Source organism: Bradyrhizobium sp. ISRA436 (assembly GCF_029910015.1).
Classification (GTDB): domain Bacteria; phylum Pseudomonadota; class Alphaproteobacteria; order Rhizobiales; family Xanthobacteraceae; genus Bradyrhizobium.
In genome coordinates this window covers 6,671,328-6,697,114 of the sequence record NZ_CP094519.1, presented here as the reverse complement: position 1 = coordinate 6,697,114, position 25,787 = coordinate 6,671,328, and the positions used below count along the sequence as shown (strand labels likewise).

The window sequence follows — 25,787 nt, the reverse complement described above, 5'->3', positions numbered from 1 at the left end:
CTCAGGTCGATAGATGCCGCACGTTTGTTTTCCCGATCCCCTCGAAATGGGCGACGGTGTATCAGGCTAAAACCAGCGACAAGGTAAACTACCAGTCCAACGGCTCGGGCGCTGCAGCAGGTGAAAGCGGGCACAGTGGACTTTGGTGCATCCGACATGCCGCTGCGGCCTGACGAATTGGCCAAGGCGGGCCTCGGCCAATTCCCTTTGGTCATCGGCGGTGTTGTTCCCGTGGTCAATATCGACGGGATAGGTCCGGGACGACTGCGGTTCACGGGAAAGGTGCTCGCGGACATTTTTTTGGGAAACATCAAGAATTGGGATGATCCCGCGCTCATGGCTCTGAACCCCGATGTCCCGCTGCCCGCCGCGCCGATTACCGTAGTTCATCGCGTCGACGGCTCGGGCACGACCTTCAACTTCGCCAACTACCTTTCCAAGGTCAGTCCCGAGTGGAAGCAGAAAGTGGGAGAGGGCGTCGCCGTCGAATGGCCGGTGGGCGTTGGAGGCAAGGGAAACGAAGGCGTCGCGGCGTACGTGGGCATGGCAAAGAATTCCATTAGCTACGTCGAGTACGCCTACGCGATCAAGAACAGCCTGGCGTACGGCCTGGTGGAGAATAAAGCCGGCCGCTTCGTTCAGCCGGGCGCAGCGACCTTTCAAGCCGCGGCAGGGGCAGCCGGATGGCAAGACACAACGGACTTCTACCGGGTCATGACAGACGCGCCGGGCGACGATTCATATCCGATCACGGCTACCTCATTCATCCTGATGCCGAAGCAACCGAAGAACCGCGCCAGATCCAAGGTCGCCATCGACTTTTTCAGGTGGTCCCTTGAGACTGGGCGTGACGATGCTGCTGCACTCAACTACGTGCCCCTGCCAGCCGATCTGGTGGAACGAATCGAAAAATACTGGACGAGCGATTTTGGTACGTAGATTTGTTGATAGCGGGTCGAGAATCTAATTCGATCTTTCTAGAAATACCGTTGACGCGTTCGCGGCCGGTGGTAGGGTATCGGCATGAAGATCGACGATGCAGCGGCCCGCCTCGAGGCGCTGGGCAATTCGACCAGACTGAAGATCTACCGGACGCTCGTCCGGGCTGGCCGTCCGGGCATGCCCGTCGGGCGGTTGCAAGAACGGCTTAAAGTCCCGGCGTCGACTCTGTCGCATCACGTCAAGAATTTGGTCGCCGTCGGCCTGATCTCGCAGGTCCGCGAGGGGACCACTCTGGTCTGTCACGCAGAATACGACACCATGCAGGGGCTGGTGAATTTTCTCGTCGCCGAGTGCTGCGCTGACGAGACCGAATGCAAGGAAGCTGCCCAGTCGGCGGCCTGATTTTTTTGACTCATAATTCGATGATTCTAGAACGATGGGAGAAAGGAATGAGCGGCAAGAGGGTTGCTGTCATCGGTGCAGGTCCCGTCGGGTTGGCGGCAGCGGCGCATGTCTTGGAGCGCGGCATGACGCCGGTTGTCCTTGAGGCTGGCCCTGAGCCCGCGTATGGCGTGCGTCAATGGCAGCACGTGCAGCTCTTTTCGCCATGGGAATACAATGTTGATAAGGCGGCTGGACGGCTTTTGTCGCGGATGGGCTGGAACTCGCCCGATCCGCAGATCTATCCAACCGGGGCCGAGCTGCTGGAGCACTATCTCGATCCGCTCGCGGCCAGGACGCCCTTGAAGGATGTCATACGAACGTCCAGCCGGGTAACGGCCATCAGCCGGCTCGGCTTCGACAAGGCAAAAACGCGGGGCCGAGACCAAGTACCTTTTGAGATACGCTATCAGAATGGCAAGGGGCCGGAGACGCTCCTGGCTGACGCGGTCATTGATGCTTCGGGCACGTGGGGCTCACCAAACCCGGCGGGTTCGAACGGCCTACCGGCCATCGGAGAGCGCGAGGCGCAAGCGCAAATTTCCTACGGCATGCCGGATGTTCTTAGAAAGGACCGCGCACGTTTTGCCGGCAAGACGGTCGCCGTGCTCGGGGCAGGGCACTCTGCCATCGGCACGCTGATCGACCTGACGACGCTTGCTCAGCAGGCGCCCGGTACGAGCGTGATCTGGTTGTTGTGCGGCAATGATCCGGCAAAATCCTTCGGCGGCGGTGCCAACGACAAGCTGGTGGCCCGCGGCGAGCTTGGGACGCACTTCGCTTCACTCGTTGCCGGGGGGCAGGTGAAGGTCGAGGCTGGCTTTGCCGTCACCGCGATCGCTCCAGTCAACGACCAGTTGCGCATCGCTACCGGAACGGGGTGCTGCGGACGCCATGTGACGGTGGATGAACTCATTGTCGCGACCGGATTCCGGCCCGATCTTTCGATGTTGAACGAAATCCGTCTGCGTCTCGATCCCGCCATCGAAGCGCCGATCGCGTTGGCGCCTTTGATCGATCCGAACGAACACAGCTGCGGCACCGTGCGTCCACATGGCGCCCGCGAGCTGATGCAGAATGATCCGGGCTTCTACCTTGCCGGCATGAAAAGCTACGGTCGTGCACCAACCTTTCTGATGATCACCGGCTACGAGCAGGTGCGCTCGATCGCTGCCGATATTGCCGGCGACAAGGAAGCTGCTGCGCGTGTCGAGCTTGAGTTGCCCGAGACCGGCGTCTGCACGCGCGGAGGCGTGGAGGGCGGTGTGGCTGCATTGGGTTGTTGTGGCGGTCCGGCACCGGCCGGCGCCGCGGCTTGCTGCGCAGACGACGCCGCGGCGAAGGCAGCCGGGAAATCCGGCTGCGGCTGTTCGTAAGGGCTGGCGGCGTGGATCGACGACGATTGGGCGTAATCGCGGCGTTGGGCACAGCCCAGACGCTGGCGTGGGGATCGAGCTACTATCTGCCGGCCATTCTCGCCGATCCGATCGCGCACGATCTCGGGATTTCGAGCAACTGGTTCTTTGCGGCCTTCTCGGCATCGCTGGTGATCTCAGGATTGCTGGGACCGCGCGTTGGGCGTCAGATCGACCGGGTCGGCGGCCGCCAGGTCCTGTGCATCTCCAATCTGCTTCTCGCCGGCGGCCTCGCATTGCTCGGAGCATCGACCTCTTTGTGGACGATGTCGGCGGCATGGGGGCTGCTTGGCACCGGCATGGGTTTCGGTCTTTATGACGCGGCTTTCGGGGCCCTGGGACGCATCTATGGTACCGACGCACGGAGTGCGATCACCGGCATCACACTGATAGCAGGTTTCGCCAGTACGGTTGGCTGGCCTCTCAGTTCGCTTGGCCTCGAGACCATCGGATGGCGCGAGACCTGCTATGCTTGGGCGCTTGGGCACATCCTGATCGGCCTTCCGCTCAATCTTTCGCTGCCGCGGGCGAGGAGCCGGCAAGTCACGGCCGGGCCGATAGCTAAACCGCACATCTCAATCGACCGCACGATGGTGCTATTGTCCTTCGCTTTTGCAGCCGCCTGGACCGTCACTTCAGCGATGGCCGCACACTTGCCGCGGATCGTTGAATCTTTCGGGGCGACGTCGGCGCAGGCCGTATTTGCCGGCATGATGATTGGTCCCGCCCAGGTCGGTGCCCGGATCGTGGAAGCAAGCCTTCTCAACCGATTTCATCCGATACTCTCGACGCGGCTTGCCTGCGTCACCCATCCGATCGGCGCCTGCGTGATCGGGATCTTTGGAGGAGGGGCTGCCGCAGCCTTCGCGCTTCTTCATGGCGCGGGCAACGGCATCCTAACGATCGCACGGGGCACCTTGCCCCTCGCGATCTTTGGGCCGGAGAACTATGCCTACCGGCTTGGCCTGATCGGTGCGCCATCGCGCATCTGCCAAGCCTTAGCGCCGGTTGCCTTCGGTCTTCTGATCGAGCCGATGGGCAAGTTTGTGGTTGTAGTGTCGGCTGGCCTCTGTCTTGCGGCACTGGTCGCGCTGATGGCGCTACACCGCTCGACAGCGGAGCTGACGGCTCAATCCCAGCCCATAAAGAAGACGGCCTGAGGCTATGATGGGACTTTGTCGGGTGGTTGCGCCTTCCCGCAACCAAGCGTTTCGAAATCCGGATGAAGAGCCCGCCGTATGGCGGGCTTTTTCGTCGCTGGCGATATTCGCCTCGAGTGTCCGGCAGGACGATGATTGCATCCGGCGCGCACTTGCCCCCGGCGCTATCCTTCCGGCTCCCGCCTCCACGCGATTCAGTGCGCTGCTGACTGTGAAGCTCTGCTTCACGCCCCGTAAGCGCTATTGCGGATAGTCGCCCGCCGGAACGGCTGTATCGTCACTCGCACGGAGCAGCTCGTAGCGATCGATCGGCGCGTGCAGTCCGGACAGATTTAGCGGGCCTCGATCCGCGCGATCAAGTGCGCTCGGATCAGGCTGAACTTTCTGCCGCGCGATTGGCAAAGTTCTCGCGAGGAGGAGACAACATGACAGTCTCAGTCGTTCATGCCGATACCGGCTCCATGCGCCAGGGATGGCTTGGTCTGCTATGGCTTGTGCTGCTGACGGCGCTGTGGATTGTGTTGATCTACTGGCAGCCGATCATCCAGACCAGCGGCGTTCCGACCACGGCACACCAGTTGATGGCGCACGGGCTCATCGCGGTCGGATTGTGGCTCGGCCTCGAAGCCGCCGGCCTGACGCCGGACCAACGCCGCACGACCTGGCTGGCGGTCATGATCCCGGACACGCTCTGGTTCGCCGTCGCCTGGAGCGCTGCGATCAATGGTGCTTTCCGCACGGGCATCTCACCCTTGCCGACGCTGCCGTTGGCAATTTTCCTGCCGGTGATCATCGGCGCGCCGCTTTTGCTGTTGTCGAAACGGATGGGGCAGGTGCTCGATGCCATGCCGGCAACCTGGCTTGTCGCTCTTCAGCTTTATCGCGTATTCGGCAGTTGGGCTCTCGCTGCCGGACTGCGTGAGGTGCTGCCCGGCGTGCTCGCCTGGCCTGCGGGAATTGGCGATGTGCTGACCGGTCTATTCGCAGTGCCGGTGGCGATTGCCGTGGCGAGCGGTACTGCTCAGGGCCGAAGGGCGGCGATCATCTGGAATATGTTCGGACTCGCCGACTTCGCCGTCGCGATCACCTTGGGGATAGTCACCTCGCCAGGTCGGTTCCAGCTGATCGTTCCGAATGTGCTGAGCATCGGCGCCGGCGCTTATCCGGATGTGCTGACTCCTGCTTTCGTAGTGCCAAGCTCGATCCTGCTGCACGCGCTATCGCTGCGCCAGCTGTACCGCCGAATCCGGCCTCGGGCCCAGGTCAGTCATTTTCAAGAGGACTGCATTCACGAACCCAAGAACCAAACCAGACTGACTGAGGCGAACTGATGAAACTCAACATCCCGGTCGGACCCTTAATGCCATGCCGCTAATGGGATTGATCGGTGGCACGGGATCGCAGCGATGATTCGCCTCGCGATAGCGTTGCCGATATTGCCCGGGCTCTCTGCAGATCATTGCTGCGCATCAACGGCCGTTCGCGACGATTGCCCGCCCGATGCCTCGGGTCACCAAATGACGGAACATGTCGTTGATCTCGGAAGGCGCCAGTTTCGGCCGCTTCTCGAGGCACCATGTCAGGGCGGTGAGGAAGGTATCCACGACGAATTGCAGCATGAGTTCGCGTGGGACCGCAACATCGTCCCTGACTTCGGAGAGGTCTTCCTTGACCAACTCGGCGAGCACACGGCGAATTTCGTTACGAGCGATCATGCTGCCCTGTCCTCCCAACATGGCGCGATAAACGTCCCGGTAGACGCAGGCATGCTCGAACATCGCGAGGCTGAATGTCAGCGGCCGATCCCGCTCGCGCTGTCGCGCCTCTCGTCGTGCGGCTTTCAGCTCGCCGCGAAGCCGCTCGAAGCCGCCGCGCAGCAGATCGTCCTTGCCGCGGTAGTGGGCGTAGAAAGTTGCGCGGCCGATGTCGGCCTCATCGATGATCTCCTGCACCGTAAGGGCATCGTAGCCCTTGCGCTTGATCAGTCGGATCAGCGCCTCATGAAGCGTTCGCCGGGTGCGGGCGACGCGCCGGTCGATCTCTCTTTCCATTCTTCACCCCTGCTTTTCCGGACTCATGCCGTCGATCGTTCGGTAACGAACGGAAGTCGCGGGTCGTCTGTTGTCTCGAACATACTGTTCACTATCATATCGCGCGGTAGGTGCCTCGGGAGGTTACGATGCTCGATATCATCGCAGCGATTTTTGCCACCGCCTATTGCGCGGCGCAGGCGGGTCTGTTGATTGGCCCTGCGCCCCTTCGCGCAGGATCCAGGATCGCCCTCTTTGCAGCCACGGCGGCGTGGCTCGCCGCCGTCGTCGCAGTCTATGGGCTTCGCGTCCTCTCGCCGGGGACACTCGGTCCGTTTCCAGTCAACCTCGTGCCGTTCACGCTTTTGCTCGCGATCCTGTTTGGAGCCTGGGTGCTGATTCCGCAGGCACGTGACGCACTGCTATCGGTTCCAATGCCGGCCCTGGTGGCGGTGCACGCCGGCCGTGTCGCCGGCGTGTTCTTCCTGCTTCTCTATTTCGACGGGCGGCTGTCGGCGCCGTTCGCGCCTGTTGCCGCCATCGGCGACATGATTACCGGTGCGATAGCGCTGGTGTTCTTGGCCTTGTTCGGATTCGGCATCAAAGCACCGAAGCTATGGCTCGGCGCGTGGAACGCGTTCGGGCTGCTCGACCTGCTCACCGCGCTGGCGCTTGCGATGCTGTCGGTACCGGGCACCGCATTCCGCGTATTCACGGAAGGGCCGGGTACGCTGGTGATGGGGACGCTGCCCTGGATCTTCGTGCCTGCGATGCTGGTCCCGGTCGATCTCCTGGTTCACGTCGTGATCATGGTCAAGCTTCGGTCTGCCCCCGATGCGATCGGGACAATGGCCATTGAGAGCGTGCAATGACCGAGGCTGACGACGCGAGCAGCGCGATTCGTCGCCGGCCCCCGCCGCGCCGGCCGGACCGCTCTACCGCGCCAGCCTCGACAACCCGAACGAGAACCAAGGCTACAAGGGCACCGGCGGCTTCCGCGTGACGTGGTGAGATGGTTTGCCAGGCCACGGCCGATGAATATGGGTACTGCTGCGTCGACGCGGTGCTATGATGGCGTAGGCCAGCGTGCGCGCCAGTTGGTCGTTCTGCGAAAACCTGCGATTTGGCGGCTCGCTTGCCGATCTGCCGGATTGCTCGAGGACAGCCATGACCCAGGCAAGCTTTCCGGAAATGTACGAGCGATGGCTCGTAGGGCCTCTCTTCCGGCCGTGGGCCGAAGCGATCCTTGCACAGGTGGGGCTATCGCCCGGCGATCGCATCCTCGATGTTGCCTGTGGAACGGGAGTAGTGGCACGCGTAGCAAGAGAACGGCTCGGTGACGCCGGACACGTCGTCGGCGTCGATGTCAGTCCCGACATGCTTGCTGTTGCGCGAGCCGTGGCGCCCCGGATCGACTGGCGCGAAGGCAATGCCACTGCCTTGCCCCTGCGTGACGGGGAGCAGTTCGAGATTGTGGTGTGCCAGCAGGGATTGCAGTTCTTTCCCGATAAGCCGGCGGCGGCGGCGCAAATGCGGCGGGCCTTGGCGAAGGGCGGCAGGTTGGCGATCGCCACATGGCGGTCGGACGATGAAATCCCGTTCGTGCGGGAGCTGCGCCGCGTCGCGGAGCGACACGTGGGCGCCGTCGTAGATCAGCGCCACGGCTTTGGAGACGCGGCGCCGCTTGAGGTGTTGCCGGCTTCCGCGAGGTCCGGTTAAGGACGATGTCGCGTACGGTGCGATTCGCGGATGGCGCGCCCTTCCTGCGATTGAACACGATGGCGCTCGTCGGCATGAGCACTGCCGGCAAAGCCATGGGCGACCAGGAACGCAAGCGTGTGGTGGAGGTCATTGTGAGCGAGAGCGCGGCTGTGCTGGATCGCTACATCGATGGATCGGTGCTCGCATTCGAACTCAGCACCAACCTGGCGACGGCAAAAGGCTAGAGCATTTTCGGTTCTGATTGAATCAGAACCGAAGCTCCTTAGAGCATGATCCGGAAAAGTATGAAGAGGTTTTCCGAAAAGATCATGCTCAAACAAGGAGCTAAAGCGGGATGACGATTCAACCCAATCTCATCGCGCGTTAGATTCTTGTTTGACGCGCTTTGTTCACGCGAACCGGTGTCCACTTCGCTCGAAAACGCGCTAACGCGCCCAGCACGCTGCCAGCGGGAAGGGCGTGGGAATGCGGCCGGCTCGGCGGTGAAGGCCGCGACGACGCTGCTCGAATGGGCTGGGTCCTGCGGTCCGTAGCGTGAAGCGATATCCGGGTTCTGAATGACCGCCACTCCCGCATGTCGCGTCGCCAATGCAGGCTGTCGCTCAGGCGCCCTCGCGAAGAGCCTCAACGCGATCGATTGGGATCACGGGCAGGAACCCGGCAGCCCGCAGATCGTACTCACCAAGCTCGGCCCGGTCGTCATCCCGCAAGCGTGGCAAACACCACCATTCAACCCAAAGCTGCCACCGGGTGCCTGACCTCGGCGCGGCGACCGATCGTCTCCGCATAGTCCGCTATCGGGCGCGGGCGGCCAATGAGATAGCCCTGAACCTCATCGCAGGCCTGGCGCGACAGGAAGTCGAGCTGTTCATGGGTTTCGACGCCTTCCACGACCACAGGGAGATCAAGCCCCTTGGCCAACCCGATCACGCCGCGAATGATCGCCGCGGACTGGCCGTTACGCTCGACATTCGAAATGAACGACTGGTCGATTTTGATCTTATCGAACGGAAACGATTGCAGATACGACAGGGATGAATAACCGGTTCCGAAATCGTCCATTGCAATATGGACGCCGAGCGTTTTGAGGCGCCGCAGAGTAGCAAGCGCGCGATCATAGTCCCCGATCAGGACACCCTCGGTGATCTCGAGCTCCAACCGGTCGGCGGCGAGGCCCGTCTCCAGCAGCGTGGTGTACACCAGGGTCGGAAGGTCTCCATGCAGGAACTGTGCAGGCGAAAGGTTGACGGCGATGCGCAATGGTTGCTTCCAGGAAGCCGCTTCGCGACAGGCCTCCCGCAGAACCCAATTTCCGATCGCAAGGATCGAACCATTCTCTTCGGCAAGCGGTATGAATACGCCCGGCGAGACAAGTCCTCGAGTGGGATGCTGCCAGCGCACCAAGGCTTCGAAGCCGATGACCTGGCCGGCGATCTTCGCTTGAGGCTGATAGTACAGGACGAACTGCCCGTCGGAGACAGCCGCGTGCAGATCCTGGTGCAGCGCGCGTTTCTCGCGCAGCTGTCTGTCCAATTCCGCGTCGAAAAAGCGAACCCTACCGCGGCCTTCAGCCTTGGCGCGGTACAGCGCTGCCTCGGCATTCGCGACGAGCGTTCCGGGATCCGCTCCATCCGCCGGATAGATCGCAACGCCGATGCTGAGCCCCATGAACGTCCGATGGCCGTCGATTTCGAATTCGCCGCTGCTCGCCGCAAGGAGGCGATCGGCAAGGGCCATCGCGCCTGAAGGCTCCGGGCTGTCCGTAACGATGAGGACGAACTCGTCGCCGCCCAAGCGCGCCAGGAATGCTCCCTCCGCAGCTGCAGATACTCGTTCCGATACTCGACACAAAAGTGCATCGCCTACGTGATGCCCGAAGACATCGTTGACCTCCTTGAAGCGATCGAGATCAAGGAAGAGAACGGCAAACTCCTTGCCCGACGCCTTGGCCGCTTCGAAGGCCGACGCCAGATGCTCGTTGAATGCCGTCCGGTTGGGCAGGTCCGTCAACGGATCGTGGAGCGTCATGTGCTGGATACGTGCCTGCGCCTCCTTACGCTCCGTCACGTCTTCGATAACTGCTAGCAGGTACTGCGGGTCGCCCGTAGCACTGAGCACCGGGAAGCTGGTTGACTTGACGTTCCGCCTGCCGTTCCCCGGGGTATCGAGCCAATGTTCATCGAAGAACTGCTGGCGACGCGACTTCACGATCGCCCGATCTTGCCCAGTGATCGATTCGGCTTCTTCCTTGGAGTAGACCTCGAATGCTGTCTTCCCGATATAGCGGGTGCGCGGAACGCCCAGTAACCGCTCGGCGGCGCGGTTGAGCAGGATATATTTGAAGCGCTGCGCATCCTTCACAATGATAGGAGTTGGCGCGTTCTCGATGACCATGTCGAGAAATTCGCGGGTTTCTCTCAACTCAGTCTCGGCCCGCTTGCGCTGAGTGATATCAATGGCCGCAATCAGCGCTGCATCGCGTCCCTCATAGCGTAGCTTGTGGGAATAAATGGACACGTCGATCAGCGTTCCATCGGCCTTGAGATGCCGCCAAGACCGCTCTTGCCTAGCCTTATCCGACTCGTTCATTGCGATGGCCGCAAGCACATCGTCCCGCTCCTCTCGCGGCCTGATGTCGAGGATCGACATCGAAACGAATTTCTCGCGGCTGTAGCCATAGTGATCGACAGCCGCATTGTTGACGGCCACGATTCTCAAGCTCTCACGATCGTAAACCCACATCGGGATTGGATTTCCCTCGAACAGCAGCTTGAAAGACTCCTCGCGGAGCTTCAAATCGGTGATGTCGATCCGGATACCCACGCTTCCGCCGTCTGCCGTCCGCCGCTCCTCGATGCGCAGCCAGCGATCTCCGGGAAGGTGCTGCTCGTGCGCGCAACGGGGCTCGGCATGCCGGGCAAGACGAGCCGCCAGCCATTCTTCTTCGCGGCCGACCGCATCGGGATATTGGCCGCGGGCAAGCCCAGAACGCAACGTCTCTTCGAACTTCATGCCTCTTATTATCTCGCCGCTCTCGGCATAGAGCTCGGCGTAGCGCTTGTTCCACAGAACGTATCTGTCCTCGGCATCGAACACAGCGAGCCCCTCGGGGATCACTTCCAATGCATCCAGCAAGCGCGCGTGGGCTTCCTTGGCCTCCTGCTCCGCCTGTTTTGCAGTCTGTTGCGCTGCGCGCAGCGTCAGATGGGTCCTCACGCGCGCGAGCAATTCCTCAGGTTGAAATGGCTTCGTTACATAGTCGACGCCGCCCGCAGCGAAGGCCCTGACCGTGTTGTCGCTATCGGACAGACCGGTCATGAAAATCACCGGAATATCCTCGAGCCCTGTGATTCCCCGGAGTCGCCGGCAGGTTTCAAAGCCGTCGATCCGTGGCATCATGACGTCAAGCAGCACAAGGTCGGGCTGTACCAGCTCGGCCCGCGCCAGCGCCTCCTCGCCGTCGCGAGCAACTGTGACGTTGAAGCCGTCGCGTTCCAGATGCTCCGCGGCAACGCGCAGCATCGCAGGTGTGTCATCGACGACAAGGACGGTCCGACCCATGACGTCGCTGGCAAAGACTTCACTCATGCGGCAACTCCCCGCTTTCCCTCAACATGGCTTTCAACGAAGGCAACCAGCGCCTTGGAATCGTAGGCATCAGCAAGCTCTCGGAGCCGAGCGGCGAAGGCGCCGAATGTTGCGTTGCCAGCCACAAGATCGTTCGCCAGTTCCCTGATCACGCGCATGTTCCCAGTCTTCGCCACCTCGTAAAGGCGCTGCAGTTCTGCATAGGGCGGCGCGGCAATCGGTTCGCCGGCGTTTCCGCCGGTGCCCGGTCGATAGATCCAGCCCAGTTCGAGCAGCGTGCCGACTTCCCGGAACAGATGCTCCTGGTTGACCGGCTTGCTCAGGAATGCGTTCGCACCTGCCGCCAGACTCTTCGCCTGATCATCTGTGCCGACGCTGGCCGACACCGCGATGATTGGGGTTGCCTTCAGGACATCCAGCCGGCGCATCGCACGTATCGCTTCGAGCCCATCCATGACGGGCATCATGACGTCCGTCAGGATAAGATCGGGACGCGTCGAGCTGGCCTGCTCCAGCGCCTGCAGACCGTTAGTGGCCTCACGAACCTCAAAGCCAACGCCACCGAGCATGCTCGCCAACACCGAGCGATTCTCCGCAACATCATCCGCGATGAGAATGCTCCGGCGCGGTCCATGGTACGCCGCAACCACCTCTTTGGTCCGGTCTGCAGATAAACCAATTTCGAGTGCGGGCAGCGACACTTCGAACCAGAACCGGCTTCCCACGTCCGGCGTGCTTTCGAACTCGATCTCGCTTCCCATCAACCGCAGCAATTCTCGGCTGATACTCAAACCCAAACCCGTTCCACCGGACCGGCGGTGCGGATCACAAACCTGCTCGAACGGCTTGAAGACGACGGCATGCTTGTCGCCGGCAATGCCGACCCCGGTGTCCTGCACTTCAAAGCGGAGTCGCACCTCATCACTTGAACTTGCGACTCGGCTTGCGCGAAAGGTCACCTGACCACGATCGGTAAACTTGATCGCGTTGCCAAGCAGGTTGAGAAGCACTTGCCGCAGCCTCTTCTCATCGACTTGGACCCAGCGTGGCATATCCGACGGTGGCTCGAAAACGAATCCGATCCCCTTTTCGTCCGCACGCACGCGGATAATGTCAGCGACGCCGGTGAGGAAAGCTGGCAGCTCGACCGGCCCGGGAACAATGTCGAGCTTGCCGGCCTCGATCTTGGACACGTCGAGAATGTCGCTGATCAGCGTCAAGAGGTGCTCGCCGCTGCGCTGAACGGTATCGATCGCGCTGGCTTGCCATTTGCTCAAGCTCCTATCCCGCTTCAACAGCTGGGCATAGCCGAGCACTGCATTCAACGGTGTACGCAGCTCATGGCTCATATTTGCAAGAAACAGCGACTTGGCGCGATTTGCAGCTTCGGCCGCGTCCTTCGCCTGGCTTAGCTGCTCATTGGCATCGGCCAGTTCGCGTGCTTTCGCACGGTTGACCCACAGGGACCAGACCGCAACAGAAAACAGCAAGCTGACGAGGAGGCCGGCTGACAGAATGAGCCGGGGCTTCTGCACGTCAATTCCGGCATCGAACGCCGGCAATGCACTGAAGCGTATCGTCCAGGTGCGTCCGTCTATCGCCAGTGGTTCGATCACGGTGAACGCGGACGCAATCTGTGGGTGGGAGGGACCGGCGCTATCGTAGAGTTCGTTCTCTTGAAGCGTAGCTCCGTCGTAGATTTCCAGCCTGAGGCTGGAGAACTGTTCGGATCCCAGAATGCCTCGCATCAGGTCGCGCATACGAAACGGAGCATAGACATACCCGACGAGCCCGGCTCTCCGCTCCTCGACAGTGGCCGGCGACACGGCCGCTTGATACACCGGGAGGTACATCAGGAAGCCATTCTGCGCCTCCTGATCCGTCTCCTGCACCAGGGTGACTTTGCCGGAGATCGACGGTGCGCCAGTGTCACGCGCCGTGACCATGGCTTCCCGCCGCACCGGCTCGGTGAACATGTCGAAGCCGAAGGCGCGCCGATTACGCCAATCGAATGGCTCCAGATAGATGATCGACGTGTACTCATCGCGATCGCCGGCCGGCTTGATCTGATAGTCGGGGAATCCTTCAGAGCGGAGTTCCAGAACGTGTGCGTTGCGCTGCTGCGCGGCAATGTGCTTCGCAAATCCGATGCCCTGAATTCCCGGATAGTTCTTATCGATGGCAAGCGTGTTGACGTAGGCATGCCACGCCGCGCGCGTCACCTGATTACCAGTCGCCGCAAAGAGCCCAACGCCTCCGCGCAATACCTCCTGATAGGCTGTGAGCCTTTGGCGTATTGCAAATTGCGCCTGGCCAACCTTGAACCTGAATCGGACGTTGGCAATTCGAGCCGACTCTGTCGATGCATTTGACGACATCCAGAAAGATGCCGTTGCGAGGGAAACCAACGCAACGGCAGCCGGTAGACCGGCAGGATACCTTCCAACTGCAATACGCAGCAGCGAAGCAAACCGATTGCCTAGGTGAGCTCGCCCGCCGTCAGCGACGGATCGCAACTCCCGATTTCTTCGCCAAACAAGCCCAGGCATGTTGCCGTCCCTCTGTACCGGATCTGCGTCTCCGATCTCGCTGGCTTGCTCCAACGGACATCTGGCCCTCGCATAGCTAGCCCATCACCCGATTGCGACGACAAGCAATTGCGGTTGCGACGATCGCCTTGACCGGTTGCCCCACTTGTCTGCCCGACAGGCGCGTGATCAAACAGAGTGCAGCGTGAGCAAGGATTGCACAGGCTGGATTAGAATTTGGTAAAACCGCTCAACCGGTGCGAGCAGCAGATTGATGTGAAAGAAGTTGCACCAAGATTGTCTTTCTCAGATCATTAAACTTTTATCCAACAGCACCCGCGCCGAAGACGGCTCTTGCACCGGCGTCACCAAGACGCCATCCACCGGGTCTCCCGCAATCCGAGCGCGACCGTGCCGGCGATATTGCTTGCGATCTACATCGTTCCGCAAGGTGCAGCCGTCGCCGATTTAATGAAGCCGCTGGGGCTGATGGCGAGAACGAATTCAGCCCGGATGAGCCCAGCGACATCCGGGTTTTGAATGCGGGCCGCCCCTGCACGTCGCGGAACCTGGCAGGCCCCAGATCGTTTGAACGGTGGACGTTTGATTCCGTGCCGCCGTTTGCGCGGTATCATCGCCTCTATCCGCACCTGAAGGACGCCTCGACATGGCCATGAAATTCAAGGTCGGCGATCATGTGAGCTGGAATTCCGAGGCCGGTCGGGTCTCGGGCACCATCATCGCCGTGCACACCAGCGACTTCGACTACAAGGGGCATACGCACCGTGCCTCGGAGGCCGATCCGCAATATGAGATCAAGAGCGACAAGACCGATCATATCGCGGCCCACAAGGGCAGCGCCCTCCATCTGGCGTAGCGAAGGCGGAGCGTGACGCTTCCGTTCTTCACGATCGGTCATTCCACCCGGAGCCTCGAGGATTTCATCGCGCTTCTCGCCGGAGCCGGGATCGACCGCGTCGTCGACGTCAGAACGGTGCCGCGGTCGCGAACCAATCCGCAGTTCAACAAGGATGCTCTGCCCGAACCGCTGGCGGCGGCCGGCATTTCGTATGAGCATGTCGCCGATCTCGGCGGGCTTCGCGGCAAGGCACGAAGCCTGCCGCCTGTCGTCAACGGCTTCTGGACCAACGACAGCTTTCACAACTACGCCGACTACGCGTTGTCGGCGCAGTTTCACTTAGGTCTGCAACATCTGCGCGAGGAAGGGCACCGGCAACGCTGCGTGATCATGTGCTCGGAAGCGGTGTGGTGGCGCTGCCACCGTCGCATCGTCGCCGATTATCTCATCGCGTCCGGCGAGACCGTCTTCCACATCATGGGGCAGGGTCGGCTGGAGCCGGCCCGCCTCACCGAAGGCGCCGTCGTCCAGGGAGATGGGACGGTGGTCTATCCGGCCGCGGAGCGACCGGATACGTGAGATCGAAAGCGAAGCCACCTAGCGGTTGCCGCCTCGGGGCTTCAATTCAAGGAGCCTCAGGCCAGCGTCACAGCCGTGCTCAAGACGCTCGAGCATGAGGTCGAGCCGTTCTTCGCGGCAGGCATGCACGCCCGTGACGCTGCCGCGCGCGGCCAAACCTTGTCGCTCCTGCCGGCGTCATCTAAGCCTGCGGCCGGCGGGCAGTGCATCGAACAACAATCGCCCGCGATCCCTGGGGAGGAACGATGAGACGATTCTTGATGGCTGCCGCGGCTGTGCTTGCCGCCGGCGCGACCCACGCAGCCCCGTTGCCCGAGGCGAAGCCCGATCAGGTCGGCTTTTCGAAAGAGGGCCTCGCGCGGCTCGACGATTTCTTTGCGCGCGAGATCGCGGCCAAGCGGGTGCCCGGCGCCGTGGTGGCGATCGCGCGCGACGGCAAGCTCGTGCATTACAAGGCCTACGGCCAGCTCGACGCGGCGAAGGGCACGCCGATGCCGATCGACGCGGTGTTCGCGCTGGCGTCGATGACCAAGCCGATGACGGCGGTCGCGGGTCTCACGCTGATGGAGCAGGGCCGCCTGCCGCTGCAGGCGAAGCTCACCGAATATTATCCGGCGTTCGGCGAGATGAAGGTAGGCGTGCCGCAGCCGGACGGCTCGTTGAAGATCGAGCCGCAGGCCTCGCCGATCCACATACACGATCTCTATCGCCACACTTCAGGCTTGATGTATGGCGGGCGACCCGACAGTTCGAGCCCGCTGGTGCGGCTCTATCCCGACGGCACCGCGCCGGCGCTTGAGGGCGACACCGAGGCCTTCATCGAGCGCATCACCAAGCTGCCGCTGGCGCACCAGCCGTCGACCGCGTTCGAATACGGCTTCTCGATCGACGTGCTCGGCGCGGTCGTCGAAAAGGTCTCCGGCCAGCGGCTCGGCGATTACCTCGCGGCCAATGTCTGGGGGCCGCTCGGCATGAAGGACGCGACCTTCCATCCGTCGGAGGCGCAGCGCGCGCGTCTCGCACATCCGTTCGCCAACGATCCGCTCACCGGCAAGCCGCAGGCGATCAAGCTGCTCGATGCACAAACCAAGTTCGACTGCGGCGGCGCCTGCTCGTTTGCGACCGTCGGCGACTATCTCCGCTTCGGACAGATGCTGCTCAACGGCGGCGAGCTCGACGGCAAGCGCATCCTGAGCCCGAAGACCGTGCATCACATGACGTCGAACCATCTAGGGCCCGAGATCAAGAACAATGTCGCCAATGTCGAGCCGCATCGCGGCGGTTTCGGCTTCGGCCTCGGCGTCGCGGTGCGGACCAGCGAGGGCCTGTCGTCGGTGCCCGGCAATCCCGGCGAGTTCACCTGGAACGGCGCCTACGGCACGCAATTCTTCTGCGACCCGAAGGAGCGCCTCGTCCTGGTGGTGGGAACGGCGGCCCCGGGCCAGCTCCGCAAATATTATCGCGAGAACGTCCAGGACATCGTCTATGGCGCGATGGTGAAGTGAGTGACGTCACCGCATCGTGACATTACGTTCGCAGGAACAACGAAAAAGGGCCGCCGCTCGACGAGCGACGGGCCTCAATTCCACGTGGGTGTATCACTACCGGTAGAAGCCGGTCAGCGTGCCGTTGTTGTTGCCTTCCGGACCGACGTCGCCCTGGGGCGAGCTCGGCGTCGGATGGTTGGTGCCGTTGAGGGAACCATACCAGCCGGGTTGGGCCGGATAGTAACTCACGTCTGGCGGCACGGCTTCGTAGTGCGGGCCGCCCCTATATTGCCAGGCTCCGTAGTCCCCGTAGGGATAATAGCCCTGTGCGAATGCGCCTGCCGTCGTTGCGAGCAGCGTTGCTGCGGCCAGTGACACGACTTTGATCTTTGTTTGCATTCACGAGCTCCTTGCTGGTATCGCGACCAACGACCTCAAATGGGGGAGCGTTCCCGATTTTCCGATCAACTCCGATGTGAACGAGCCCGCTGCGCCATCATTCCGCGGCGGACGATCTGCACCGCGCGACGGGCAGCCGCACACGAGCCGCATGGCCGCGGTATCGGGAAAAGAAGCCCGCCACTGCGGCGGGCAAGGTCTCAGGGAGGAAGTGTTCACAAAGAACGTCACGCAGTTTCCCCGATTCGAAGAGGTCTGCGAAGATCGTATAATTACTGTCATCGACGCTGGCATTATGCCAATGCTCGCAGGGGCCGGAGGGCCGGCAAGCCTAGCCGCGACATTGGTTGCGCGCGATTGGAAATGGGGGATTTTGATGAGCATGTCCGGAATTTTTGCGCGCGTCGTTGCGGGGATCGGCGCTGTGGCGGTGGCGTGGCGGCGGATGCAGGGCGAGGCGCCCAAGCCGGCCTGGGGCAGCGCGCCGCAGATTCCGGCGGCGAAGTCGCAAGGCGCGATTCCGACGCTCAAGATGCCGACGGCGCGGGGCTGGGACGACGGCCAAAAGCCGACCGCGGCGCCCGGGCTTGAGGTCAACGCATTCGCCGCCGGGCTCGACCACCCGCGCTGGATCAACGTGCTGCCCAATGGCGACGTGCTGATCGCGGAGGCGACGCAGATCGCGGGCGCCCCGCGTACCGTGTTTCACTATGCGATGCAGGCGACGATGCGGCGCGCCGCGGCGCTCGGCGTCAGCGCCAACCGCATCACGCTGCTGCGCGACCGTGACGGCGATGGCATCGCCGAAGTCCGCGGCGCCTTCATGGAAGGCTTGAGCCAGCCGTTCGGCATGGCGCTGGTCGGCGACACCTTCTATGTCGGCAACACCGACGGCGTGGTCGCCTTCCCCTACACCGCAGGTGCGGACCGCATCACGGCACAGGGACGCAAGCTCGTCACCTTCAAGCCCGCCGGCCACTGGACCCGCAGCCTGTTGCCGAGCGCTGACGGCACGAAGCTCTATGCCGGCGTCGGCTCGCTCAGCAACATCGCCGAGAGCGGCTTCGAGGTCGAGCAAGGCCGCGCCGCGATCTACGAACTCGATCTCGCCGCGGGCACCAGCCGCATCTATGCGAGTGGCCTGCGCAATCCGGTGGGGCTCGCCTGGGAGCCGACCACCAACGTACTCTGGACCGTGGTCAACGAGCGCGACGGCATCGGCGACGAGACGCCGCCGGATTACCTGACCTCGGTGCGCGATGGCGGCTTCTACGGCTGGCCCTATTGCTACTGGGGGCAGACGGTCGACGACCGCGTGCCGCAGGATCCGGCGATGGTCGCCAAGGCGATCCAGCCGGATTACGCGCTCGGCGGCCACACCGCCTCGCTCGGCCTGTGCTGGATGCCCAAGGGTACGCTGCCGGGCTTTCCGGACGGCATGGTGATCGGCCAGCACGGTTCGTGGAATCGTTCGACGCTCTCCGGCTACAAGGTGGTGTTCGTGCCGTTCGAGCAGGGGCGTCCCTCGGGCCCTGCACGCGACATCTTGTCGGGCTTCCTCGCGCCCGACGAGAAAGTGTCCTACGGCCGTCCGGTCGGCGTCGCGCTCGGCCCGGACGGCTCGCTGCTGGTAGCCGACGATGTCGGCAACGTGATCTGGCGCGTGACGGGCGCGTAAATAGCACCCTTCGTCGAGAGCACGGGATCGCTCGGCATGAGCGCTTTTGTGCGCGGCATCAGCGCGGCACGACCTCGCGAATACTCGCGGCGATCTCGGCGGCATGGGTTTCCAGCGCGAAATGCCCGGTGTCGAGAAAGTGGACCACCGCGCGCGGATTATCCCGCTTGAACGCCTCGGCGCCCGGCGGCAGGAAGAACGGATCGTTCTTGCCCCACACCGCCAGGAATGGCGGCCGGTGCGTGCGGAAGTAATTCTGGAAAGCCGGATAGAGCGCGACGTTGCTCTTGTAGTCGCCGAACAGGTCGAGCTGCACCTCATGGGCGCCGGGGCGCGCCATGTAGAAATTGTCGAGGTTCTGGCCGTCCGGCGACACCGTCTCCGGATTGGGGACGCCATGCGTGTATTGCCAGCGCGTCGTTTCCGGCGTCAGCAGCGCGCGCAGCGCATCGCGGTTCGCCTGCGACGGATCCTGCCAATAGGCGCGGATCGGATTCCAGCCGTCGCTCAGGCCTTCCTCATAGGCGTTGCCGTTCTGCGAGATGATCGCCGTGATCCGCTCCGGATGTTTTGCGGCGATGCGGAAGCCTGTCGGTGCGCCATAGTCGAAGACATAGACGGCGAAGCGGTCGAACCCGATCACCTCGGTGAAGCGGTCGATCACGCCGGCAATGCTCTCGAAAGTGTAGCTGAAGGCGTCGCGCGGCGGCATGTCCGACTGGCCGAAGCCGGGCAGGTCCGGCGCCACGATGTGGAAGCGGTCGGAGAGCAGGGGGATCAGATCGCGGAACATGTGCCCGGCGCTCGGGAAGCCGTGCAACAGCAGCAGCTTCGGCGTATCAGGCGATCCGGCCTCGCGATAGAACACCTTGAAGCCGTCGACATCGGCAGAGCGGTATTTGACCTGGGACATCTGTCACTCCTTGTGGTCGTGATTTGGTGGTGAAGTCTCGGAGGTTAGGATTTGATCTGCCGGGCAAACCCGCTGATGGCTTCGGGCCGCAGATACAGCAGCAGGGCGCAGCAGACGGTGGCAAAGCCCAGCAGTGGCATGAACGGAGCGATGGCGGCGCCTGCCGCGAACACCAGTACCGCGAGCAGCGTGCGGACCTGTGTCCATCTGCGAACGCGTTCGGAGATCACGCTCTGGTCCGCCTGCGCGAGCACCGCGCGCTCGAAGGCAAGATAGGCGAGGTCGATCACGAGAAAGATCACCGCATAGACCACCACCGGCGCTGCGGCCATGTGCGATCGCGCGACCCACGCGGTTGCGAAGGGCAGCAGCGAGACTGCGAAGAGGTGGACGAAGTTCAGCCAGATCAGCCGCGGCGTCGGCTGCCGCACCAGATGCAGCAGATGGTGGTGATTGACCCAGATCACCGCAATAAACAGATAGCTCGCCGCGTAGCTGATCGCGGTCGGCCACAACGGGAGCAGGTCGGCGAACGCCGAGCCCTCCGGCGCCTTCAGCTCCAGCACCATCACGGTGATGATCACCGCGATCACCGCATCGGAAAACGCGCCAAGCCGATCCGCCGACGGACGTTTCTCCTCCATGGCAGCTCTCCTGTCCTGTGTGCGGAATGAGTCTCAGTGCTCCTCAACGCTGCGGATAGCTTCTCGGATGATGTCGGCGACGTGCGGCGTTGCTGTGACCATCGGGGTGTGATCGACGGCATGCGAGCGCACCGTGGCCTTCATCCGCGCGGCCATGCTGCGCTGGGTCTCCGGCACGATCATCCGGTCGTCCTCGGCGACCAGGAACCAGGCCGGCACGTCCTTCCACAGCGGGCGGCCGACCGGCACGGTGATGCAGGCCGGTGAGATCGGACGCTGCACCGCAGCGAGTACGGCAAGATCCTCATGTGTCGCGCATTGCGCGAAGGCAGATGCGAAGGCGGACTCAGGCAGCCAGATAAGCCCGTTGCCGTCGGGTGCGAGCTTCGATGCGAACGGATGCGGCGGCAGACGGTAGAACACGTCGGCGACCGTCTCGCCCTCGTCGGGTGCAAGGGCTGTCACATAGACCAGCGCCTTGACGCGCGGCGATCGGGCTTCGGCGATCACGGCGCCGGCATAGGCGTGACCGGCCAGCACGATGTCGCCGTCGACGCGATCCAGCGCGCGGTTCAGTGCCGCGACATCGTCGGCCAGCGAGGTGAGCGGCAGCGGCGCCGCCACGGCCCTTATGCCCTCCGCATCGAGTACCGTGATCACCCGCGCCCAGCTCGAACCGTCGGCCCACGCGCCATGCGCAAGCACTACGCTCAGATCCTTGCTCGCCATTGTTCGCTCCTTCGTCGGGTCCACCGGTCGTAACCTGTAAACTTGCATTTTGCAGGTTACGATGCTTGTGACTCATTGTGTGTAACTTGTCAACAGCAATTAATCAGGTTACTTCAAGACGACCTGAAAGACACCGCCAGGAGGACCTCGCCTTGCAATCCCATCCGCCGGCCATCTTCATCGCGGACGCCCTGGGCCTCGATTTCATCAATTCGATCGCGACCCCCGTCGACACGCCGGTCGACTGGATCGCCGATGGCGACGGCCTGTTGCGCTGGCTCGCGCAGGCGAAGCTGGTTCCGTCCGAGGTGCTGGACGCGCTCAAGGCGCGGGCGAAGCCCGGCGAACTGGACAGGGTGGCCGAGCAGGCCCGCGATTTGCGCGAGTGGTTCCGCGGTTTCGTGCGCAAGCACATGGGCCGGGCGCTGACGGCAAGGGCGCTGCGCGAGCTCGCGCCGCTGAATGATCTGCTCGAACGCGACGACGCATTCAGCCGGATCGTCGCGGATCGCCATGACCGCGGCGACGGCTTCATACTCGAACGGACGCGGCGCTGGCGCTCGGCCGAGTCATCGCTGCTACCGATCGGCGAGGCGATGGCCAGGGTCGTCTGCGAGGAGAGCTTTGCCGACATCAAGGCCTGTGAGGGCCCGGCCTGCACGCTGATGTTCGCCGATCACACCAGGGCGCGTGCGCGGCGGTGGTGCAGCATGGCGCTCTGCGGCAATCGCGCCAAGCAGGCCGCGCATCGGCAGCGGCAGAAGGAGAGGCGCTGAGACCCGCAACCACCAGGCCGCGGCAAGCGGCGTCGGCAATTCTCCACGATGCCGCCGACCGGCTGATCCGCGACAGCGCCAAAGCATGACGGTTCCCGCGTCGCACACCGCACGGAGAGGGAACCCGAAGCGCTCCGCCCGATGCTTCTGAAGCGCATAAAACCGGAACGAAATCCAAAACGATTTCCAACCCATATCCTTTGAGTGTTCGTCAACCTTCGCATCCGATGCTCGCCCGTGTCGAAGGGGGAGCCTCGAGGAGCTCGATCATGCCGGTCAAAGGACGAGCGACCGCGACCAACGACCAGACCCAGGTGCGCGAGGATGTTTTGAACGCGCAGGCCATCAGCACGCTGAGCGCGGGCGCCGTCAGCGCGATGAGCGCGGTCGGGGCCGCCGTCATCAAGAAGAACAAGGCTGCGCTCGGCGAGAACGCGGACTGGTTCTGGCACATGTTCGCGAAGTGCGAGGCCAAGGCCGCACGCGTCGCGGAGGAGGTCGCGCGCGATCCGCAAGCCTGCGGCGATGCGACCTTCATCGAGACCTATGCGCGGCAATTGCCGAAGCTGATGACGTCGGCCCTCGAGGCGCACGAGAAGGCGCTGAAGGAAAAGTGAGATTGAACCGCATAGCGAGTCGGACGCCCCCATCGAGACGTCCTGAGATAGGGCGAGCTGCCGCGTCGCCCGATGTTTACCTCTCCCTTGGGAGAGGCATAGGCCGCCTTCGGCGGCCGTCCTCAAGAGAACGCCGAAGCGCTGCTTCGGCTATGGCGTAGCGCGGGGTGAGGGGATACGGTCCCTCGTTCGAATCGCGGCCCTCACCCGATTTGCTGCGCAAATCGACCTTTGCCCGACGGGGAGAGCGAAAAGGATACTGGCCTCACACCCGGGCATGGTGATTTGGCCTCTCTTGGCGTAAAGCACCCCAAATCAAATCGCCATGCGTGCGGCTGTGCCGCCTGCCGGGCACGCAGTTTCATCTCATTCCGCTCGACGTTTCTGCGCCTGGTCCAACCAAGGTTTTCCATCTCGTGTCATTCCCGACCACAAGTCCGTCGCTCGCCCGAGCCCTGGCCGAGCGCAACTACGATCGGCCGACCCCTGTTCAGATCGCCGTGCTTGCGGATGAGGCCGTCGGCCGCGATCTGCTCGTTTCGGCCCAAACCGGCTCGGGCAAGACTGTCGCTTACGGCCTCGCCATGGCACGGAACCTTCTGGACGGGGTTGAGCGGTTCGAGCGGGCTGCCGCACCGCTTGCCTTGATCGTCGCGCCGACGCGCGAACTCGCCTTGCAGGTCCATCGCGAACTCGCCTGGCTCTATCAACATGCTGACGGCCGCGCCGTCTGCTGCGTCGGCGGCATGGATCCGCGCCGAGAACAGCGCGAGCTTGCCGCGGGCGCACACATCGTCGTCGGGACGCCTGGCCGATTGTGCGATCACTTGCGGCGCGGCCATCTCGACATCTCTGAATTGAAGGTTGTCGTCCTCGACGAGGCCGATGAGATGCTCAATCTCGGCTTTCGCGAGGATATGGAATTCATCCTCACGACCACGCCGGACACGCGCCGCACCCTGCTGTTCTCGGCGACGTTTCCGCGTGGCATCGTTGCGCTGGCAAAGCAATATCAGCAGCAGGCGTTTCGGATCGAGGTCGCAAGCGATGAAGGCGGTCATGCCGATATCGAATACCGCGCCCTCCGGATCGCTCCCGGCGATGTCGAGCATGCGGTCGTCAATGTGTTGCGCTTTTTCGAGGCGCCGAGCGCGCTGGTGTTCTGCAACACGCGAGAGGCGGTCAGGCATTTGCAGGCGGCGCTGCTGGAGCGCGGTTTCTCCGTGGTCGCGCTGTCCGGCGAATTGACGCAGAACGAGCGAACCCAGGCTCTGCAGGCGTTGCGGGATGGACGTTCGCGCGTCTGCGTGGCCACGGACGTGGCGGCGCGCGGCATCGATCTGGCGACCCTCGACCTCGTCATCCACGCGGATCTGCCAAATGACGCGGAGGTGATGCAGCATCGCTCGGGCCGCACAGGCCGCGCCGGCCGGAAGGGTGTCAGCATCCTGCTGGTGCCGCCCGCACGGAAACGGCGTGCGGAGGTGATGCTGGATCTTGCCGGCATCGATGCGGTCTGGGGCACGGCTCCTCAGGCCGATGAGATCCGCAAGCTCGATCATGAACGCATGCTGCAGGATGCGGTGTTGACCGAGGAGACGACGCCCGACGATTTCAGCCTGGCGCGGGCATTGCTCGCCGAGCGCTCGGCCGAGGACGTCGCCGCGGCGTTCGCGCGGCTTTACCGCGCGCGGCTGCCGTCGCCCGAAGAGATTCTCGATCCCGGCCCGGAGAGCGGCCGGCCTCGTGGCGATCGTGGTCGAGACGACGTCAGAGCGGCGCGCCGCGATGGCCGTCCCGCCGGACCGCGGTCGAAGACGGGAAAATCATCGTCGCGTCACGGCATGGCGGAAGCCAGCGTATGGTTCCGGGCCGCCATCGGCCGAAGGAAGAACGCAGAAGCGCGCTGGCTCCTGCCGATGATCTGCCGTCGTGGCGGCATCGATAAGCGTGACATCGGCACCATCCGGATTCTGGACACCACCACCGAGTTCGAGATTTCCGAGCGGGTCGCAGAGTCTTTTGCAGTCAAGATCCGGCGTCCAGATAAGGAAGACAGCATCCGCATCGAACCGCTGGCCGACGCTCCCCGAGATCAAGCGCATTCGGAGAAGCGGTCGCGCGCGCCCTGGCGCGATGCCGGCGAGGCCGATCACCGTGCGGGTCGAGACGATCATTCGCGCGGCGAGACGGGGCCGAAACAACGCGGCAAGGCCCACCGCGAAGGCGGGTCGAAATTTGGCGGCGAGCCGGTGTTCGGGAAGAACAAGAAACATAGACAACCGGAGCGGACTAAGGTTTGTACTCAATCAGATGTATAATTTTACGTGGAGATATGATTCAAGCTCTGCATTTGCGGGGCTTGGATCATGGCGGGCGAGTTTTGGTTGAATGATCGGCAGTGGGCAGCAATCGAGCCCTTGCTGCCGCAAAATCAGCCCGGCGCTCGTCGAGTCGATGATCGCCGCGTGATCAGTGGCATCATCCATGTGTTGAAGTCCGGCTGCCGCTGGCGCGATTGCCCGGCAGTGTTCGGCCCTTACACGACCGTCTACAATCGCTGGAACCGCTGGTCGCGGCGCGAGGTCTGGCGCAATCTGTTCGAAGCACTTCGGGGCCTGTCGCCCGATGACGACTTCCAGGCCATCGATTCCACGACCGCCAAGGCGCACCGTGCGGCGGCCGGTGGAAAAGGGGGGCGGAGGCTCAGGCCATCGGTCGTTCCCGCGGTGGCAGGACCACCAAGATCCACGCCGTCTGCGACAGTCTCGGACGCGCCATCGCGCTCGAAGTAACGCCAGGTCAGCGTGGTGACATCCGCGCGGCGCTGCCCCTGCTCAGCTCTCTGCCACCACCGCGTTGCTGTGCGGCCGACACGGCCTATGACGCGAACGAACTGCGGCAATTCCTCATCGAACGGGGAACAACCCCGGTCATCCCAAACAATCCCACCCGAAAACGCTTCCATCCGTTCGACCGCGCCGCATACAAGCGGCGCAACCTCGTCGAGCGCATGTTTTGCAGGCTCAAGGACTGGCGGCGCATTGCAACCCGCTATGACAAGCTCGCCAGAAACTTCCTCTCGGCCGTCAATCTTGCTGCCGCTATCATTTGGTGGACCTGATTGAGTCCGGACCTTAGCGCGCCTGCGAAAGGCAAACCCCGAAAGAAGCCGAGGAAGAAGCGTCGCAGCTGATCGGTTCTCGTCGAGGCGGATCACTGAGTTGCCCGACGGCGCAAGCCCTCGCGGCAAAAATATTTCTGTTTTGCAGAAATGCAA

At 62.9% G+C, this 25,787-nt stretch carries 23 protein-coding genes and 1 pseudogene; 16 read left to right on the top strand and 8 right to left on the bottom strand.

Annotated features, from left to right (window positions below):
* The first annotated feature begins 120 nt into the window (after positions 1-120).
* The 5 genes from pstS (at position 121) to MTX23_RS31100 (ending at position 5,289) form a co-directional block, all read left to right on the top strand.
* A complete protein-coding gene (gene pstS / locus MTX23_RS31120) occupies positions 121-939 on the top strand; it encodes a phosphate ABC transporter substrate-binding protein PstS (protein ID WP_280973920.1) in 819 nt (272 codons plus the stop codon).
* An 84-nt stretch (positions 940-1,023) separates the two neighbouring features.
* The gene (locus MTX23_RS31115) at positions 1,024-1,344 is read left to right on the top strand and encodes a helix-turn-helix domain-containing protein (protein ID WP_280973919.1); all 321 of its coding nucleotides are present in this window, start codon (positions 1,024-1,026) and stop codon (positions 1,342-1,344) included.
* A gap of 47 nt (positions 1,345-1,391) precedes the next feature.
* Positions 1,392-2,759, top strand: a complete 1,368-nt coding sequence (locus MTX23_RS31110; RefSeq protein WP_280973918.1) for an NAD(P)-binding domain-containing protein — start codon at positions 1,392-1,394, stop codon at positions 2,757-2,759.
* Between the two features lie 11 nt (positions 2,760-2,770).
* Positions 2,771-3,958: an MFS transporter gene (locus MTX23_RS31105; RefSeq protein ID WP_280978277.1), complete on the top strand. Its 1,188-nt coding sequence runs from the start codon at positions 2,771-2,773 to the stop codon at positions 3,956-3,958.
* Positions 3,959-4,383: 425 nt separating this feature from the next.
* A complete protein-coding gene (locus MTX23_RS31100) occupies positions 4,384-5,289 on the top strand; it encodes an MFS transporter (protein ID WP_280973917.1) in 906 nt (301 codons plus the stop codon).
* 138 nt (positions 5,290-5,427) lie between these two features.
* On the opposite strand, the gene MTX23_RS31095 is transcribed toward MTX23_RS31100, so the two are convergent.
* A complete protein-coding gene (locus MTX23_RS31095) occupies positions 5,428-5,910 on the bottom strand; it encodes a TetR family transcriptional regulator (RefSeq protein WP_280973916.1) in 483 nt (160 codons plus the stop codon).
* 227 nt (positions 5,911-6,137) lie between these two features.
* On the opposite strand from MTX23_RS31095, the gene MTX23_RS31090 reads away from it, so the two are divergent.
* From MTX23_RS31090 to MTX23_RS31080, 3 genes are all read left to right on the top strand, one after another.
* Positions 6,138-6,860 (top strand): hypothetical protein, encoded by a 723-nt coding sequence (locus MTX23_RS31090; protein WP_280973915.1) that lies wholly within the window; start codon positions 6,138-6,140, stop codon positions 6,858-6,860.
* A gap of 295 nt (positions 6,861-7,155) precedes the next feature.
* A complete protein-coding gene (locus MTX23_RS31085; RefSeq protein ID WP_280973914.1) occupies positions 7,156-7,707 on the top strand; it encodes a methyltransferase domain-containing protein in 552 nt (183 codons plus the stop codon).
* A 5-nt stretch (positions 7,708-7,712) separates the two neighbouring features.
* The gene (locus tag MTX23_RS31080) at positions 7,713-7,934 is read left to right on the top strand and encodes a hypothetical protein (RefSeq protein WP_280973913.1); all 222 of its coding nucleotides are present in this window, start codon (positions 7,713-7,715) and stop codon (positions 7,932-7,934) included.
* A 38-nt stretch (positions 7,935-7,972) separates the two neighbouring features.
* Here the strand turns inward: MTX23_RS31080 and MTX23_RS31075 are convergent, their stop codons facing one another.
* From MTX23_RS31075 to MTX23_RS31065, 3 genes are all read right to left on the bottom strand, one after another.
* Positions 7,973-8,278: a hypothetical protein gene (locus MTX23_RS31075; RefSeq protein WP_280973912.1), complete on the bottom strand. Its 306-nt coding sequence runs from the start codon at positions 8,276-8,278 to the stop codon at positions 7,973-7,975.
* A 161-nt stretch (positions 8,279-8,439) separates the two neighbouring features.
* Positions 8,440-11,298 (bottom strand): EAL domain-containing protein, encoded by a 2,859-nt coding sequence (locus tag MTX23_RS31070; RefSeq protein ID WP_280973911.1) that lies wholly within the window; start codon positions 11,296-11,298, stop codon positions 8,440-8,442.
* Complete coding sequence (locus MTX23_RS31065; protein ID WP_280973910.1) at positions 11,295-13,676, bottom strand: CHASE domain-containing protein; 2,382 nt, start codon at positions 13,674-13,676, stop codon at positions 11,295-11,297. The genes MTX23_RS31070 and MTX23_RS31065 overlap by 4 nt, the downstream gene beginning before the upstream one ends.
* A gap of 817 nt (positions 13,677-14,493) precedes the next feature.
* On the opposite strand from MTX23_RS31065, the gene MTX23_RS31060 reads away from it, so the two are divergent.
* From MTX23_RS31060 to MTX23_RS31050, 3 genes are all read left to right on the top strand, one after another.
* Positions 14,494-14,703 (top strand): DUF2945 domain-containing protein, encoded by a 210-nt coding sequence (locus MTX23_RS31060; RefSeq protein ID WP_280973909.1) that lies wholly within the window; start codon positions 14,494-14,496, stop codon positions 14,701-14,703.
* A gap of 12 nt (positions 14,704-14,715) precedes the next feature.
* A complete protein-coding gene (locus MTX23_RS31055) occupies positions 14,716-15,264 on the top strand; it encodes a DUF488 domain-containing protein (protein WP_280973908.1) in 549 nt (182 codons plus the stop codon).
* A gap of 245 nt (positions 15,265-15,509) precedes the next feature.
* Positions 15,510-16,769: a serine hydrolase domain-containing protein gene (locus tag MTX23_RS31050; RefSeq protein ID WP_280973906.1), complete on the top strand. Its 1,260-nt coding sequence runs from the start codon at positions 15,510-15,512 to the stop codon at positions 16,767-16,769.
* A 96-nt stretch (positions 16,770-16,865) separates the two neighbouring features.
* Here MTX23_RS31050 and MTX23_RS31045 read toward each other — a convergent pair whose 3' ends face one another.
* On the bottom strand, positions 16,866-17,150 hold the full coding sequence (locus MTX23_RS31045) for a hypothetical protein (RefSeq protein ID WP_280973905.1): 285 nt from the start codon (positions 17,148-17,150) through the stop codon (positions 16,866-16,868).
* Between the two features lie 376 nt (positions 17,151-17,526).
* On the opposite strand from MTX23_RS31045, the gene MTX23_RS31040 reads away from it, so the two are divergent.
* Positions 17,527-18,828, top strand: a complete 1,302-nt coding sequence (locus MTX23_RS31040) for a sorbosone dehydrogenase family protein (RefSeq protein WP_280973904.1) — start codon at positions 17,527-17,529, stop codon at positions 18,826-18,828.
* Between the two features lie 58 nt (positions 18,829-18,886).
* Here MTX23_RS31040 and MTX23_RS31035 read toward each other — a convergent pair whose 3' ends face one another.
* Genes MTX23_RS31035 through MTX23_RS31025 form a run of 3 tightly spaced genes read right to left on the bottom strand, consistent with a single transcriptional unit; the run spans position 18,887 to position 21,114 of the window.
* Complete coding sequence (locus MTX23_RS31035; RefSeq protein ID WP_280973903.1) at positions 18,887-19,741, bottom strand: alpha/beta hydrolase; 855 nt, start codon at positions 19,739-19,741, stop codon at positions 18,887-18,889.
* A gap of 44 nt (positions 19,742-19,785) precedes the next feature.
* Entirely contained in the window at positions 19,786-20,385 is a 600-nt protein-coding gene (locus MTX23_RS31030; RefSeq protein WP_280973902.1) for a TMEM175 family protein, read from the bottom strand.
* 33 nt (positions 20,386-20,418) lie between these two features.
* On the bottom strand, positions 20,419-21,114 hold the full coding sequence (locus MTX23_RS31025; RefSeq protein ID WP_280973901.1) for an alpha/beta hydrolase: 696 nt from the start codon (positions 21,112-21,114) through the stop codon (positions 20,419-20,421).
* A 152-nt stretch (positions 21,115-21,266) separates the two neighbouring features.
* On the opposite strand from MTX23_RS31025, the gene MTX23_RS31020 reads away from it, so the two are divergent.
* The 4 genes and pseudogenes from MTX23_RS31020 to MTX23_RS31005 all read left to right on the top strand — a co-directional run bounded on the left by MTX23_RS31020 (position 21,267) and on the right by MTX23_RS31005 (position 25,631).
* Positions 21,267-21,890, top strand: a complete 624-nt coding sequence (locus MTX23_RS31020) for an ABATE domain-containing protein (RefSeq protein ID WP_280973900.1) — start codon at positions 21,267-21,269, stop codon at positions 21,888-21,890.
* Positions 21,891-22,159: 269 nt separating this feature from the next.
* Positions 22,160-22,507, top strand: coding sequence for a hypothetical protein (locus MTX23_RS31015; RefSeq protein ID WP_280973899.1), 348 nt, complete (start codon positions 22,160-22,162; stop codon positions 22,505-22,507).
* A 416-nt stretch (positions 22,508-22,923) separates the two neighbouring features.
* Positions 22,924-24,786: pseudogene (locus tag MTX23_RS31010) on the top strand (DEAD/DEAH box helicase); the annotation flags it as partial.
* Positions 24,787-24,876: 90 nt separating this feature from the next.
* Positions 24,877-25,631 (top strand): IS5 family transposase gene (locus MTX23_RS31005; RefSeq protein WP_280972604.1). Its coding sequence is split into 2 segments (ribosomal slippage): positions 24,877-25,210 and positions 25,210-25,631, totalling 756 coding nucleotides; the frame shifts between segments, so codons are not numbered across the junction.
* The last annotated feature ends 156 nt before the right edge of the window (positions 25,632-25,787 follow it).